This window comes from Leifsonia sp. T36S-04 (assembly GCF_042465655.1).
Lineage (GTDB): Bacteria > Actinomycetota > Actinomycetes > Actinomycetales > Microbacteriaceae > Leifsonia.
The window spans coordinates 1,694,886-1,709,273 of sequence record NZ_CP146286.1; the positions used below are offsets into that span (position 1 = coordinate 1,694,886).

Annotated in this window: 13 protein-coding genes; 8 read left to right on the forward strand and 5 right to left on the reverse strand. The window is 70.6% G+C overall.

What is annotated here, in order from left to right; translation table 11 throughout:
* Positions 1-64: 64 nt before the first annotated feature.
* Genes P3F85_RS08225 through P3F85_RS08240 form a run of 4 tightly spaced genes read right to left on the reverse strand, consistent with a single transcriptional unit; the run spans position 65 to position 3,677 of the window.
* Positions 65-1,510: an amidohydrolase gene (locus P3F85_RS08225; RefSeq protein WP_374010748.1), complete on the reverse strand. Its 1,446-nt coding sequence runs from the start codon at positions 1,508-1,510 to the stop codon at positions 65-67.
* Positions 1,507-2,145: an FMN-binding negative transcriptional regulator gene (locus P3F85_RS08230; protein WP_374010749.1), complete on the reverse strand. Its 639-nt coding sequence runs from the start codon at positions 2,143-2,145 to the stop codon at positions 1,507-1,509. The genes P3F85_RS08225 and P3F85_RS08230 overlap by 4 nt, the downstream gene beginning before the upstream one ends.
* 9 nt (positions 2,146-2,154) lie before the next feature.
* Positions 2,155-3,189 carry an Fpg/Nei family DNA glycosylase gene (locus P3F85_RS08235; protein WP_374010750.1) on the reverse strand — a complete coding sequence of 345 codons (1,035 nt, stop codon included), beginning with the start codon at positions 3,187-3,189 and terminating at the stop codon, positions 2,155-2,157.
* Positions 3,189-3,677 (reverse strand): ribose-5-phosphate isomerase, encoded by a 489-nt coding sequence (locus P3F85_RS08240; protein WP_374010751.1) that lies wholly within the window; start codon positions 3,675-3,677, stop codon positions 3,189-3,191. The genes P3F85_RS08235 and P3F85_RS08240 overlap by 1 nt, the downstream gene beginning before the upstream one ends.
* A 99-nt stretch (positions 3,678-3,776) precedes the next feature.
* On the opposite strand from P3F85_RS08240, the gene pepN reads away from it, so the two are divergent.
* From pepN to P3F85_RS08280, 8 genes are all read left to right on the forward strand, one after another.
* On the forward strand, positions 3,777-6,338 hold the full coding sequence (gene pepN, locus P3F85_RS08245; RefSeq protein WP_374010752.1) for an aminopeptidase N: 2,562 nt from the start codon (positions 3,777-3,779) through the stop codon (positions 6,336-6,338).
* 118 nt (positions 6,339-6,456) lie between these two features.
* Complete coding sequence (locus P3F85_RS08250; RefSeq protein WP_374010753.1) at positions 6,457-7,368, forward strand: ATP-binding cassette domain-containing protein; 912 nt, start codon at positions 6,457-6,459, stop codon at positions 7,366-7,368.
* Positions 7,365-8,231: an ABC transporter permease subunit gene (locus tag P3F85_RS08255; RefSeq protein ID WP_374010754.1), complete on the forward strand. Its 867-nt coding sequence runs from the start codon at positions 7,365-7,367 to the stop codon at positions 8,229-8,231. The genes P3F85_RS08250 and P3F85_RS08255 overlap by 4 nt, the downstream gene beginning before the upstream one ends.
* A gap of 8 nt (positions 8,232-8,239) precedes the next feature.
* Positions 8,240-9,571: a sensor histidine kinase gene (locus P3F85_RS08260; RefSeq protein WP_374010755.1), complete on the forward strand. Its 1,332-nt coding sequence runs from the start codon at positions 8,240-8,242 to the stop codon at positions 9,569-9,571.
* Complete coding sequence (locus P3F85_RS08265; protein WP_374010756.1) at positions 9,568-10,242, forward strand: response regulator; 675 nt, start codon at positions 9,568-9,570, stop codon at positions 10,240-10,242. The genes P3F85_RS08260 and P3F85_RS08265 overlap by 4 nt, the downstream gene beginning before the upstream one ends.
* 43 nt (positions 10,243-10,285) lie before the next feature.
* Entirely contained in the window at positions 10,286-11,461 is a 1,176-nt protein-coding gene (locus P3F85_RS08270) for a mechanosensitive ion channel domain-containing protein (RefSeq protein WP_374010757.1), read from the forward strand.
* Positions 11,458-11,865, forward strand: a complete 408-nt coding sequence (locus P3F85_RS08275; RefSeq protein ID WP_374010758.1) for a globin — start codon at positions 11,458-11,460, stop codon at positions 11,863-11,865. Before P3F85_RS08270 ends, P3F85_RS08275 begins: the two co-directional genes overlap by 4 nt.
* 35 nt (positions 11,866-11,900) lie before the next feature.
* On the forward strand, positions 11,901-13,547 hold the full coding sequence (locus P3F85_RS08280) for an FAD-binding dehydrogenase (protein ID WP_374010759.1): 1,647 nt from the start codon (positions 11,901-11,903) through the stop codon (positions 13,545-13,547).
* Positions 13,548-13,654: 107 nt separating this feature from the next.
* On the opposite strand, the gene P3F85_RS08285 is transcribed toward P3F85_RS08280, so the two are convergent.
* Positions 13,655-14,353, reverse strand: coding sequence for a hypothetical protein (locus tag P3F85_RS08285; protein ID WP_374010760.1), 699 nt, complete (start codon positions 14,351-14,353; stop codon positions 13,655-13,657).
* Between the last annotated feature and the right edge of the window lie 35 nt (positions 14,354-14,388).

The following is a 14,388-nucleotide window of genomic DNA, read 5'->3' on the forward strand; positions in this document are numbered from 1 at the left end:
AATAGCGCCGCCAGAACCGCGATTTGCGCCAAATCGCGCCGCCGAGCCGTGCCGCCGAGGCGGGTCAGTGGAGGGCGGAGTGGGTGACGCGGCCGGCGAGGAGGGTCGCCGCGACGGGCAAGGTGCGGAGGTCGTCGGCGGGCACGGCCAGCGGGTCGCGGTCGAGCACCGCGAGGTCGGCCGGCTCGCCCGGCGTGACGGTGGAGCGGGTGGATGCGCCGAGCGCGACCTCCGCGGCGACCGCCTGCTCGGGATGCCACGGCTCGCGGCCGTCGCGGCTGCGTCCCACGGCGGAGGCGATCGCCGCCCACGGATCGAGCGCAGCGACGGGAGCGTCGGAGCCGAACGCGAGCCGGGCTCCGGATGCGTGCAGCGCGGCGAGCGGGAAGGCGCGGCCGGTCTGCCCCGCCCAGAGCCGGTCGGCGACATCCCGGTCGTCCATGGCATGCTCGGGCTGCACGCTCGCGGTCACCCCCAGCCGCGCGAACCGTGGGATGTCGGACGCGGCGATCAGCTGGGCGTGCTCGATGCGACCGCCCGCGCCCAACTGCTCGAATGTGTCCAGCGCCAGCCGGTTGGCCTCGTCGCCGATCGCGTGCACGGCCGGCTCCAGGCCGTGTACGACGGAGAACCGCATCCGCTCCAGCAACTCCGCCGGTGTCAGGTTGGCGACGCCATGGCCGCCGTCCGGGTACGCGTGCGCGCACAGCGCGGTGCGGGTGTTGAGGGATCCGTCCGAGATCACCTTGAACGGGCCGACGGTCAGCAGTCCCCCGGTGCCCTCGATCCCGTCACCCGACCTCAACCCGAGCGCCGCGGCGCGATCGAGGTGATCGCCATAGATCCCGAACTCGACGCGGAGGGAGTCTGTGCCGGCGGCCATCCGTCGCGTCCACATATCGAGGTTCCAGCCGTACTCGAGGTCCACGATCCCGACCACGCCGCGTGTCGCAGCGACGCGCGCAGCCTCGTCCGCCCAGCGGTCGAGTGTCGCATCGTCGGCCGCGGTGAGCAGGCTGGTGACCGCGAAGCTGGCGTCCTCGCGGAGCACGGCATCGTGCGAGCCGGGCGCGAACCGACGCGCGGCCGCGCTGTTGAGCCAGGAGCAGTGGAGGTCGCCGGCGATGAGGACCACGGGGCGATCGGTCGCCGCATCCAGCAGCTCGCGGGTCGGGACGTCGGGCCAGAGCGCATCGTGGAAGCCGAAGCCGATGATCGGCTCATCGCTGCGCTCCGCCGATGCCCGTTCCCGCACGAGAGCTGCGGCCTCGGCTGCCGACCCTGCCCTCGACACGTCGAGTCGGCGCGCGGTCTGGGCCCACTGGGTGAAGTGCACGTGCTGGTCCCACAACCCGGGGACCACCCAGCGGCCGTCGAGACAGATCCGCTCGGCCGACGCATCCGGTGCCGTCCCCGCAGGCACGACGGCGCCGATGCGCGCGCCGTCGACCACCACATCCACCAGCCCCTCCCGGCCGGGGAGGCGCGCCCCGGCCAGCACCAGGCTCATCGGGCGGCGCGTCGCCGGTCGTGCACCAGCTGCATCTCGCGGAGCAGCCCGGCGCTGGCATAGGGACCATCGCTTCCGAGCTCGGACAGGATCGCGTCGACGATGTGATCGGGACGGTTCTGGCTCATCTTCTGCTTGGCGACGACACGGGTCGGCGTGAGGCGCAGGCCGACCGTGCCGGAGGCGATCCGTTCGGCGTATTGCGCATCCTGCAGCGTGCCGCGCATGCGGCGGGGCGACGGGAGCCGGTCCTCGAAGTGGTCCACCAGCCGGGCGAGCACCTCGAGGTTCTCCTCGTCGCTGAGGATCTCGGGCACGCCGGAGAAGTGCGCGGCGATGAAGTTCCATGTCGGCACCGCGGGCTGCTCGTCGTACCAGCCCGACGAGATGTACCCGTGGGGTCCCTGCACGATGACGAGCAGCTCGTGCTCCCCCAGTTCGTGCAGCTGCTCGTCCGGGCGGCCGACATGCGCGAGCAGGCTGAGTTCGTCCCGCGTCTCGTCGAGGATGACCGGGTAGTGGGACGCGACCAGGCCAGTGGACGCGGAGCTGACGAAGGTCGCCCACGGGTTCTCGCGCACGAGACGCTTCAGCTCGGCGGGATCGCCCAGGGTGAAGCTCGGGTTCTGTCGCATGACCGCCTCCTACGCCTGATCCACCGGGCACCAGTACAGCTTGCGGCCGCCGAGCTCCTCCATCAGGATGTTGGTCCCGCACACCCGGCACGGCAGCCCCTCGCGCTTGTAGACCCAGTGCCGGTCGTCGCGGCTCGCCATCGCCCGGCGATACGAGTCGTCGTCGAGGTCGTCCATCGTCATCATCTGGCCGGTCTCGACGCCGATGCGAAGCAGGTGCACCCAGTCCCGCCACAGCGCACGAACCGTGTCCTCCGGCACCTTCTTGCCCGGAGTGTGCGGATTCTGCCGCGCGCGGAACAGGAGTTCAGCCCGGTAGACGTTGCCGATCCCGGAGACGACGCTCTGGTCCATCAGCAGCAGCGCGATCGACGTCGGCTTGCGCTTCACGATCGAGACGAAACGGTCTTCGGCCTCGGGACCATCGTCGACCTGTGGATCGGGCCCCAGCTTCGCGATGACCGCATCCACTTGGGCCGGGTCGAGCACCTCGCAGGCGGTCGGACCGCGCAGGTCGGCCACAGCCGTGTCGGTGAGCAGCCGCACCCGCACCTGGCCGATCGGGTCAGGCGGGAACGTCGTGATCTCGTCGCCGACCTTCTCGGACTCGGACATGCGCAGCCGCGTCCGCCGCGGCGCCCCGATCGAGTGCAGCGAGTTCTCGCCGGCAGCGTCGAGGATGCGGTCCTCAGGGATGCGGTCGGCGGGGACGCCGCCGTCGGAGTCCGTGCCGCCGAGGTCGGTCCCCCGCTGGTTCGTCTGCCCCATGCGCCCGTTGGCGCTCGCGATCGTCGGGTCGATGCTGATGTCGCCCGCGAAGTCCCACGCGCCGTAGAGCCCGAGGTGGACGCGCAGCCACAGCTCGTTGTCGAACTCGAGGAACATCTGCTTGCCGACCGCCTTGGCGTCGGTCATCACGTGGCCGTCGATGCGCGTGGCGTCCGCGGCGAACCGCCCCTGCGGCGACGACACGGCGACCCGGTGGCCGACGAAGTTGACGGCGAACTGCTTCGCGATGCGGTGGACGGAGTGACCCTCGGGCATCAGCGCTCCACGTTCTTCCCCGCGATCTCGCCGGTGGCCTCGTACTCGGCCAGCTGCGCGATGCGGCGGACGTGGCGCTCCTCGAACGAGAACGGCTCCGCGATGAAGGTGTCGATGAAGCCCGTCGCCTCTTCCACCGTGTGCTGCCGGGCGCCGATCGCGATCACGTTCGCGTCGTTGTGCTGCCGCGCCAGCTGCGCCGTGGACTGGCTCCAGACCAGGGCCGCCCGCGCCCCGCGCACCTTGTTGGCGGCGATCTGCTCGCCGTTGCCCGAGCCGCCGAAGACGATGCCCAGCGCCTCGACGCCCGCCTGCTGATCGCGCACGACAGCGGCCGCCGCGTTGATGCAGAACGCCGGGTAGTCGTCGATGGGGTCGTACTCGGTCGGCCCGTGGTCGATCACCTCGTGACCGGCGGCCGTCAGGTGCGCCTGCAGGTGCGTGCTGAAGTCGAGGCCGGCGTGATCGGTGGCGATGTGGATGCGCATATCCACAGTTTAGAGAGGACCACCGACCCCGTCGGCGGCGGTGGCTAAGGTGGATCCGGTGGACACGATCCACGCCCCAGATCCGCGAAGGAGTCAGCGTTGCCCGGAGAAAACCTCACCCGCGTCGAAGCGCAGGAGCGCGCGTCGCTCGTCCGCACCCACAGCTACGACGTCACCCTCGACCTGACCACCGGTCCGGAGACCTTCCGCAGCACGACGACCGTGCGCTTCTCGGCCACCGCCGGCGCTTCCACCTTCATCGACGCGATCACGCGGACCGTGCACTCCGTCACACTGAACGGCGCCGAGCTCGACCCGGCCGCCGTGAGCGACGGCGTGCGCATCCAGCTCGACGGCCTCCAGGACGAGAACGTGCTGACCGTCGACGCCGACGCGATCTACACCAACACCGGCGAGGGCCTGCACCGCTTCGTCGACCCCGTCGACGGCGAGGTGTACCTCTACAGCCAGTTCGAGGTCCCGGATTCGCGCCGCATGTTCGCGGTGTTCGAGCAACCGGACCTGAAGGCCGAGTTCACGTTCACGGTCACGGCGCCCGGGCACTGGGCCGTCGTGAGCAACTCCCCCACCCCCGAGCCCCAGGACGCGGGCGACGGCACGAAGGTCTGGTCTTTCGCGCCGACCCCCGTCATCTCCTCCTACATCACGGCCCTCGTCGCCGGTCCGTACGAGTCGGTGCACAGCGAGCTGACCAGCCGCGACGGGCGCACCATCCCGCTCGGCGTGTACACGCGCAAGAGCCTGGCCCAGTACCTCGACGCCGACTACATCTTCGACAAGACCCGCGAAGGGTTCGCCTTCTACGAGGAGCGGTTCGACTACGCGTACCCGTTCGAGAAGTACGACCAGCTGTTCGTGCCCGAGTTCAACGCGGGCGCGATGGAGAACGCCGGCGCCGTGACGTTCACCGAGACGTACGTCTTCCGCTCCAAGGTGACGGACGCGATCAAGGAGCGCCGGGTCGTCACGATCCTGCACGAGCTCGCGCACATGTGGTTCGGCGACCTGGTCACCATGAAGTGGTGGAACGACCTCTGGCTGAACGAGTCGTTCGCCGAGTACGCCTCCACCCTCGCCACCGCGGAGGCGACCGAGTGGACCGAGGCCTGGACGACGTTCGCCGCGATGGAGAAGAGCTGGGCCTACCGTCAGGATCAGCTGCCGTCGACGCATCCCATCGTCGCCACGATCAACGACCTCGAGGACGTCCAGGTCAACTTCGACGGCATCACCTACGCCAAGGGTGCCTCGGTGCTCAAGCAGCTGGTGGCCTGGGTCGGCCAGGACGACTTCCTCGCCGGTGTCGCGCAGTACTTCAAGAAGCACGCGCACGGCAACACCGAGCTCCGCGACCTCCTCGTCGAGCTGGAGGCCACGAGCGGCCGCGACCTGACCGACTGGTCGACGAAGTGGCTCGAGACCGCCGGCGTCAACACGCTCCGGCCGGAGCTCGAGGTGGATGCGGACGGCACGATCACGTCGTTCGCGGTGCTGCAGTCCGCCGCCCCCGACTACCCCACCATTCGCCCGCACCGCCTGGCGATCGGCCTCTACAACCTGAAGGACGACGGGAAGGGCGCACAGAGCCTCGTCCGCGACCAGCGGTTCGAGCTGGATGTGGACGGTGAGCGCACCGAGGTCGCCGACCTCGTCGGCACCCGCCGGCCCGACCTCGTGCTGATCAACGACGACGACCTCGCCTACGCGAAGATCCGCCTCGACGAGGCGTCGCTGGCGGTCGCCATCGAGCACCTCGCCCACATCGAGAGCCCGCTCGCCCGGTCCCTGGTCTGGGGCGCCGTGTGGGATGCGACCCGCGACGCCGAGACGAGTGCGAGCGACTACGTGCGCCTCGTCCTCGGCAACATCGCGTCCGAGACCGAGTCGACCACCATCCGGACCACGCTGAACCAGCTGGTGCTGGCGGCCTCCGCCTACGTCGCTCCCGAGCGGCAGGCCGAGACCGTGCGCTCCGCCGCCGACGCCCTCTGGACTCTGGCCCAGGGCGCCGACGCGGGCAGCGACGCGCAGTTCCAGTTCGTGAAGTTCTTCGCGGCGCTGGCCTCGACCGACGAGCAGCTCGCCACCATCGCGGCCCTGCGCGACGGCTCGGTCACCCTGGACGGTCTCACGGTCGACACCGATCTCGCGTGGGAGCTGCTCATCGCGCTCGTCGCGGGCGGCGCCGCCGGAAACGCCGAGATCGACGCCGCGCTCGCGGCCGACAACACGGCGAACGGCGGACAGTTCGCCGCCCAGGCCCGCGCGGCCATCCCGACGCTCGAAGGCAAGCAGGCGGCGTGGGATTCGGTGTTCGGCTCGGACGCGCTGCCGAACACGATCGTGCGGTACACGGGCATCGGATTCCAGCGCGCGAAGGACAAGGACGTGCTCGCGGCCTTCGTCGAGCCGTACTTCGCCGCCCTGCAGGACATCTGGAACTCGCGCACCTACAAGATCGCCGAGTACCTGGTCGAGGGCATGTACCCGGCCCCGCTCGCGAACGAGCAGCTGCGGGACGCGACCCGCGCCTGGCTCGACGCCAACGCCGAACCCGCCGCTCTGCGCCGCATGGTCGTCGAGAACCTGGCGGGGGTCGAGCGGGCGCTCGCCGCGCAGAAGCGCGACGCGCAGGCCTGAACCCGGCCGCGACGAAGGGCCCCGCCGCACGGTGGGGCCCTTCGTCGTACCCGGACACGCCGGGCGTGGTACCGCGGGAGGATGTTGCAGAAGGTCTCCCAGCCCTACGCTCGGAGACATGATCCAACTCGATCACCTGACCAAACGCTTCGGCGCGAAGACCGCCGTCGACGACATCTCCGTGACCATCCAGCCGGGCAAGGTCACCGGCTTCCTGGGCCCCAACGGCGCAGGCAAGTCCACGACCATGCGGATGATCATGGGCCTCGACCGGCCCACCCATGGCAGCGCCCTCATCAATGGCAAGCGCTACGCCGAATTCCACTCCCCGCTCACCGAGGTGGGCGCGTTGCTCGACGCGAAAGCCGTGCACACCGGCCGGAGCGCCTACGCGCACCTCCTCGCCCTGGCCGCGACCCACGGCATCCCGAAGTCCCGGGTGCACGAGGTCATCGGCATGACCGGTCTCGAATCGGTCGCCGGCAAGCGCGTCGGCGGTTTCTCCCTCGGGATGGGGCAGCGGCTCGGCATCGCCGTGGCCATGCTCGGCGACCCGGCCACTCTCATCCTCGACGAGCCGGTCAACGGCCTCGACCCCGAGGGTGTGCTCTGGGTGCGTCAGTTCGCCCGGCACCTCGCCGGCCAGGGCCGCACCGTCTTCCTCTCGTCTCACCTGATGAGCGAGATGGCGCAGACCGCCGACCACATCGTCGTGCTGGGTCGCGGCCGCGTGATCGCCGACGCCCCGGTCGACCAGATCCTCGCAGGAGCCACCCGCCACGCCGTCCGCGTCCGCACGCCGCAGCCCGAGCAGCTCGCCCGCGCACTGGCCGGCGCGGATGTCGCGGTCACCGGCGTCGAGGCGCAACTCCTCGAAGTGACCGGGCTGACCGCTCCGCAGATCGGAGAGGCCGCCGCGCGTGACGGCATCGTGCTGCACGAGCTGACGCCGCTCAGCGCATCGCTCGAGGAGGCCTACCTCGAACTCACCCAGGACGACGTCGAATACCGCACGGAGGTCAGCCGATGAGCACCGCCACCGCATCCACCCCGGGTGCCACACACCCGCACACCTCGCTCGAGCGGCTCAGCTTCCCGGGGGTCGTCCGCTCGGAGTGGATCAAGCTCCGCACACTGCGTTCGACCTTCTGGACTCTCATCAGCGCGGTCGTGCTCGTCGTGGGCATCGCCTCGCTCGTGGCGTTCGCGATCCCGGACAAATCGACCCTGATCGACCGCGTCTCGGCGGCTCAGCGCGTCGCGGTCGAGGCCCAGGCGGCCAGCTTCGCGACGACCGCCGCGACCGCCGGCCTGACGTTCGCCTCGCTCGTGATCGCCGTTCTCGGTGTGCTGGTGATCACCGGGGAGTTCTCGACCGGCATGATCCGCTCCTCCTTCACCGCTGTGCCGCGCCGGTTCCCGGTGTTCGCCGCGAAGACCTTGGTGCTGTTCCTCGTCGCCTTCATCGTCGGCCTCATCAGCTCGGCCGCGTCGTGGGCGGTGGCGGTCCCGATCCTCACCTCGAAGGGCTACACGGGCGACCTGTTCTCGGCCGGCACACTCTGGGCGATCGTCGGTGCGGGAGCGTATCTCGGCCTGGTCGCGGTGTTCGCGCTCGGCGTCGGAGCGATCCTGAAGTCCACGGCCGGCGGCATCGCCGGTGCGCTCGGTGTGCTGCTGGTGCTTCCGATCATCGCGAACCTCGTCACCGGCCTCACGCGCACCCAGTGGGTGGCCGACGCCGGGCACTATCTGATCAGCAACGCAGGCTCGGGGATGTCCGGCATCGCCAACGGGACGCTCGAACCGTGGGCCAACGCCGTGACCGTGCTCATCTGGGCCGCCGTGTCGTTCATCGCCGGCGCGGTGCTCCTGCAGCGCAGGGACGCCTGACCCGGAACGTGGCCGCGGAATCCACGCCCGCCGACGCCCCGGTCGGTCTCGAACTGCCGAGACCGCCCGGGGTGATCCGCGGCTACCTGGCGTCGCATCCCGTCGCCATGGACATCTTCGTCGCGGCGCTCTACCTGGTGCCCGCGGTCGCCGGAGCCCTGATCGCCTCCGCCCAGCAGCCGAGCGTGCCGGAGACGGTGCACCTGGTGCTCTCCGCCGTGGCCGGTCTCGCGTTGCTCGCCCGGCGGCGGCAACCTGCGGTCGTCTTCGCCATCGCGACGGTGGTGATGGGGGCGAGCGTCTTCCTCGGACGCGACGTGGATGTGGTGCCCACGTTGTTCGCGCTGTACGCGCTGGCCGTGTACCGGTCCATCCGCTCGGCCTGGGTGGCGTTCGCGGTGACCGCGGCCGTCACGGTCGCCACGCTCACCGCCGAGGTGCTGCTCGCCCAGGCCGACGTCTTCACACCGTTGGAGACCGAGGCGCTGCCGTCGGGCATCCTGGTGCTCGCGTTCTCCGTCGTCGCGGTGCTCATCGGCAGCAACGTCGGCAACCGCCGCCGGTATCTGGATGCGCTCATCGACCGCGCCCGCCAGCTCGCCCGTGAGCGCGACCAGCAGGCGGAGCTCGCCGCCGCCGCGGAACGCAGCCGCATCGCCGGCGAGCTCCACGACATCGTGTCGCACAGCCTCACCGTGATGATCACATTGGCCGACGGGTCGGCGCGGCTGGCCGGCACGGATCCCGCTCGGTCGGCCGAGACCATGGAGCTGGTGGCCGAGACGGGCCGCGGCGCTCTCGCCGACATGCGGCGACTGCTCGGGGTGCTCGGCGACGGCGACGGGGATGCGTCGCGCGATCCTCAGCCCGGCGTCGCCGAGCTCGGCCCGCTCGTGGAGACCTTCCGGGCCGCAGGGCTGCCGGTCCGGGTCACCGTTGCGGGCGTCCCGCCCGAAGACGCGGGCCAGCAGCTCACCATCTACCGGGTCGTGCAGGAGGGTCTCACCAACGTCCTCCGCTACGCCGCGACGGCCACCGCCGTCGGCGTCGTCCTGGTCTTCCATCCGGAGACGGTGATCATCACCATCGACGACGACGCGACCGTGCACGGATCGCCCGGGCAGGGTTCGGGGCGCGGGCTCATCGGGCTGCGCGAGCGGGTCGGCCTGTACGGCGGGACGCTCGAGGCGGGTCCACGCCCGGGTGGCGGCTGGCGCGTGCGGGCGGTCTTCGTCGCGCTGCGCGGAGGACCGGCGTCGGCGTCGACCGCCGCAGCCGCCCCCGCAGCATTCACCGAGACCGAACCCACCGAGACCGAACCCACCGAGAGGACACCGTGAACGACGGACCGATCCGCATTCTGCTCGTCGACGACCAGCAGCTCGTCCGACTGGGCTTCCGCATGGTGCTCGAAGCCGAGCCCGGCCTCGCCGTGGTCGGTGAAGCGGCGGACGGTGCCGAAGCCGTGCGCCTGGCGGCAGAGCTCCGGCCGGACGTCGTGCTGATGGATGTGCGGATGCCCGTCCTCGACGGCATCGAGGCGACACGGCGCATCGTGGCGACCGACCCGGCCGCGCGGATCATCGTACTGACCACGTTCGACCTCGACGAGTACGCCTTCGGCGGCCTGCGGGCCGGAGCGAGCGGATTCCTCCTGAAGGACGCGCGCCCGGACGAATTGGTCGCGGCCGTCCGGGCGGTCTCCGCCGGCGATGCGGCCGTCTCGGGCCGGGTCACCCGCGCGATGCTGGAGATGTTCGCCGACCGCCTGCCGTCCGGGCCTGCCACCGGAGGCACCGAGCAGGACCCCGCCGCCGCGCTCACCCCGCGGGAGCGCGAGATCCTGTTGGCCATGGGCGAGGGACTGAGCAACGGCGAGATCGGCCAGCGCTTCTACCTGACGGAGTCGACGGTGAAGACGCACGTGGGCCGGGTTCTCTCCAAGCTGCACCTGCGCGACCGCGTGCAAGCTGTCATCTTCGCGTACGAGAACGGACTGCTCGAACGATGAGCACAGGGTGTCCCAAGCCGCCCGTCGCTAGGCTCGGTGCGGTATGGAAATCCTGAGAGAAGACTTCTGGACCGCTATCGGGTCCTGGGCGACCGACGCCGGCTGGAAGGTGCTGAGCGCCCTCTGCATCATCGGCGGCGCGTTCCTGCTCAGCTACATCCTCCGCGTCGTGATCCGCAAGGTCGTCTCGCGCATCGTCAGCGGTGTCAAGAAGGGGCAGAACGTCAGCGACACGCAGGCCCTGGTGGCCTCGCCGCTCGCGGCGGTCCGCCTGGTGCAGCGCACGCGGACGCTCGGCTCGGTGCTGATGAACATCGTCAACGTCACCATCGGGATCGTCGCGATCATCCTCATCCTGAACGTCTTCGTGCCGGATGTGCTTGGCTCGTTCGCCCTGCTGACGGCCGCGATCGGCGCCGGCCTCGGTTTCGGCGCGCAGAACATCGTCAAGGACGTGCTGAACGGCCTGTTCATGGTGATGGAGGACCAGCTCGGTGTCGGCGACGTGGTCGACCTGAGCTTCGCGACGGGCGTCGTGGAGGCGGTCGGCATCCGGGTGACCCAGGTCCGCGACGTCAACGGGACGCTGTGGTTCGTCCGCAACGGAGAGATCGTCCGCGTCGGCAATATGTCCCAGGGCTGGGCGCGGGTCATCATCGACCTGGCCGTGCCGTACGACACCGACATCGAAGCGGTCCAGGCGAAGATGCTGGAGACCGCGAACGCCCTCGCGAGCAGTACGAAGTGGCGCTCGCGCATCCTCGAGAAGCCGGAGCTCTGGGGCCTCGAGTCCATCTCCGCCGATGCCATGATCATCCGGATCGTGCTCAAGACCCGCACCACGGCGAAGGACGACGTCTCTCGCGAACTCCGCGTCCGGCTCAAGCAGGCTCTGGACGAGATGGGCGTGAAGCTGCCGTCGCTCTCGGCGGTCGTGCTCAGCGGCTTCGACAGCGCCTCCAGCGTCATGGGTGCGAAGCCACCCAAGACCCGCCCCAGCCAGGCGGTCACCTCCGAACCGCCGCTTAAGGGCCGGAAGGCGCGCGCGGCGGCGAAGCGGAACGCCACCCAGACGCCGGGTGCGACGCATCCCGCCGCGATCCGCATCACGCCGCAGAAGCCCGCCACTCCGCAGAAGCCCGCCACGCCAGAGAAGCCCGCCACGCAGAAGCCGGCCACGCCGCCTGCGGAGCCGGGCCCGGACGGAGAACAGAAGTGAACCTCCCGCTCATCCCGACCGGCCCCCAGCCCGCCTTCTTCGACGAGGTGGGCGGCCACGACACGTTCGTCCGGCTCGTCGACGCCTTCTACCGCGGCGTGGCCGACGACCCGGTGCTTCGTCCGATGTACCCGGAGGAGGACCTCGGTCCGGCGAAGGAGCGCCTGGTGCTGTTCCTGGAGCAGTACTGGGGCGGGCCGACGACGTACAGCCAGCAGCGCGGTCATCCACGTCTGCGGATGCGCCACAACCCGTTCAAGGTCAATCCCGACGCCCGCGACCGCTGGCTGGCCCACATGCGCGTTGCGGTCGACGAACTCGGGCTCTCGCCGCTCCACGAGGAGACGCTCTGGAGTTACCTGGAGCGCGCCGCGTTCGCTATGGTCAACACATTCGAGGAGTAGTCTCCTCCGCCATCCCGGTGCCGAAGGAGACACGGATGACACACGAACCCGACGCGATCGTCGTCGGCGCGGGCCTGTCCGGCCTGGTCGCCGCCGCGGAGCTGCTGGATGCGGGACGCCGCGTCACGATCGTCGAGCAGGAGCCTTCGGCCTCGTTCGGAGGCCAGGCGTGGTGGTCGTTCGGTGGTCTGTTCCTGATCGACTCCCCCGAGCAGCGCCGCATGGGCGTGCGCGACTCCCTCGCGCTGGCGCGTGACGACTGGTTCGGCTCGGCGGGATTCGACCGCGCCGAGGACCACTGGCCCCGTCAGTGGGCCGAGGCGTACCTGCAGTTCGCAGCCGGTGAGAAGCGGGCCTGGCTGCACGAGAAGGGGGTCCGGTTCTTCCCCGTCGTCGGCTGGGCGGAACGCGGCGGCGGCTCGGCGGGAGGCCACGGCAACTCGGTTCCCCGGTTCCACATCACCTGGGGTACCGGTCCTGGCGTCGTTGAGCCGTTCGCGCGGCGCGTGCAGGCGGCCGCCGCCAACGGCCGCGTGGCGATCCGCAACCGGCACCGCGTCGACGAGCTGATCGTCGAGGGGGGCCGCGTGGTGGGTGTGCGGGGCGCCGTCCTCGCGCCGGACCACGCGGACCGGGGCGTGCCGAGCAACCGTGAGGTCACCGGCGACTTCGAGTTGCGCGCTCCCGTCGTGATCGTGGCGTCGGGCGGCATCGGCGGCAACCACGACCTCGTCCGCGCCGCCTGGCCGGCACGCCTGGGCGAGCCGCCCGCGCACATGCTCTCCGGCGTCCCGGCCCACGTCGACGGCCGGATGCTGGGGATCGCCGAGACGGCCGGCGCCCACCTCGTCAACGGCGACCGGATGTGGCACTACACCGAGGGCATCCAGAACTGGGATCCGGTCTGGCAGCAGCACGGCATCCGCATCCTCCCCGGTCCGTCGTCCCTCTGGCTGGACGCACGCGGCGAGCGGCTGCCCTCTCCGCTGTTCCCCGGGTTCGACACGCTCGGGACGCTGGAGCACCTGCGCAGGACGGGCTCTGACTACAGCTGGTTCGTGCTGACGCAGAAGATCATCGAGAAGGAGTTCGCCCTCTCCGGCAGCGAGCAGAACCCGGACCTGACCGGCAAGGATGTGCGCCTGCTCGCGAAGCGGGTCGCGCCGGGCGCACCCGGGCCGGTGGAGGCGTTCAAGGAGCACGGAGCAGACTTCGTCGTCGCCGACACGCTCGACGATCTGCTCGCGGGCATGCAGCGGATCGCGGACGTCCCGCTCGACACGGAAGCCGTCGCCCGTCACATCCACGAGCGCGATCGTCAGCTCGACAACGAGTTCGGGAAGGACCTGCAGCTGGCCGCGGTCCGGTCGGCCCGACGGTATCGCGGCGACCGCCTCATCCGGGTGGCTGCGCCGCACAAGCTGCTCGACCTCGCCGCCGGGCCGCTCATCGCGGTGAAGCTGCACATCCTGACCCGCAAGAGCCTCGGCGGGATCGAGACCGACCTCGACGGCCGGGTCCTCAGTGCGGACGGCACGGTCGTGCCCGGCCTTTACGCGGTCGGTGAGGCCGCGGGCTTCGGCGGCGGCGGCATGCACGGCTACCGCGCCCTCGAGGGCACCTTCCTCGGCGGCTGCCTCTTCTCCGGCCGCCAGGCCGGTCGCGCCGCCGCCCGCGCCTGACCCCCCCCGTCCAGCGCGCCCGGCCCTCCCCGCCCCGCCCGCGAACACAGGAAAAATGCGGTCAGAACGGCCCGAAAGCCGCACTTTCCTGTGCTCGCGGGCTACGGTCAGCGGCGGAGGGACCAGGAGGGGCGGCGGACGAGGGTGTGGCCGCGGCGCGTGGTGAGACGGGTCCAGGTGCCCGTCTCGTGGATGGTGACCGGCTCGTCGTCACCGAGGAAGCCCAGGCTGTCGGCGGCGAAGCCTGCGCCCGTCGGCACATACTCCAGACCCTCGATCGGACGGCCCCACACCTCGGCGCGGACCCGGGTGACCAGCTGCTCGCCCGTCCCGGTCGGCACAGCCTCCGCGACCTCGGCGATCCCCGCCTGCGCGATCGACTGCAGCGAGGCCGAGGAGGTCTCGCCCACCTTCTGCCACCCGCCGCGCGGCGGCGAGATGCCCGCCCAGGTCACCGTCGAGACCTCCAGCGGGAGGCGGATCTCGACCGGACCGCCATCGACCGCCCCGTCTGCCGCCTGCGCCTCGGCCCCCTCGCGCGCCCGGGCGACGCGGTCGAGCAGCGACCGGATCGGCACCACCGCATCGAACTCGGCGTCGCCGCCGATCGCGAACGTGCGGAGGCCGAGGACGGTGGGGGTGCCGTCCATCAGACCGCGCGGATACAGGATGGCCGTGTACACGGCGAGGACACCGGAACCGGCGATCAGGCGCACGGATCCCTCCTCGACGCGGGCCGCCCGCGACAGGTAGGTCTGGAGGTCGGCGACGGCGAGGGTGTCCATCAAGGAAAACGAGTGACTCATCGGTTGTCTAAACTACCAACACCGCACCGACTTGG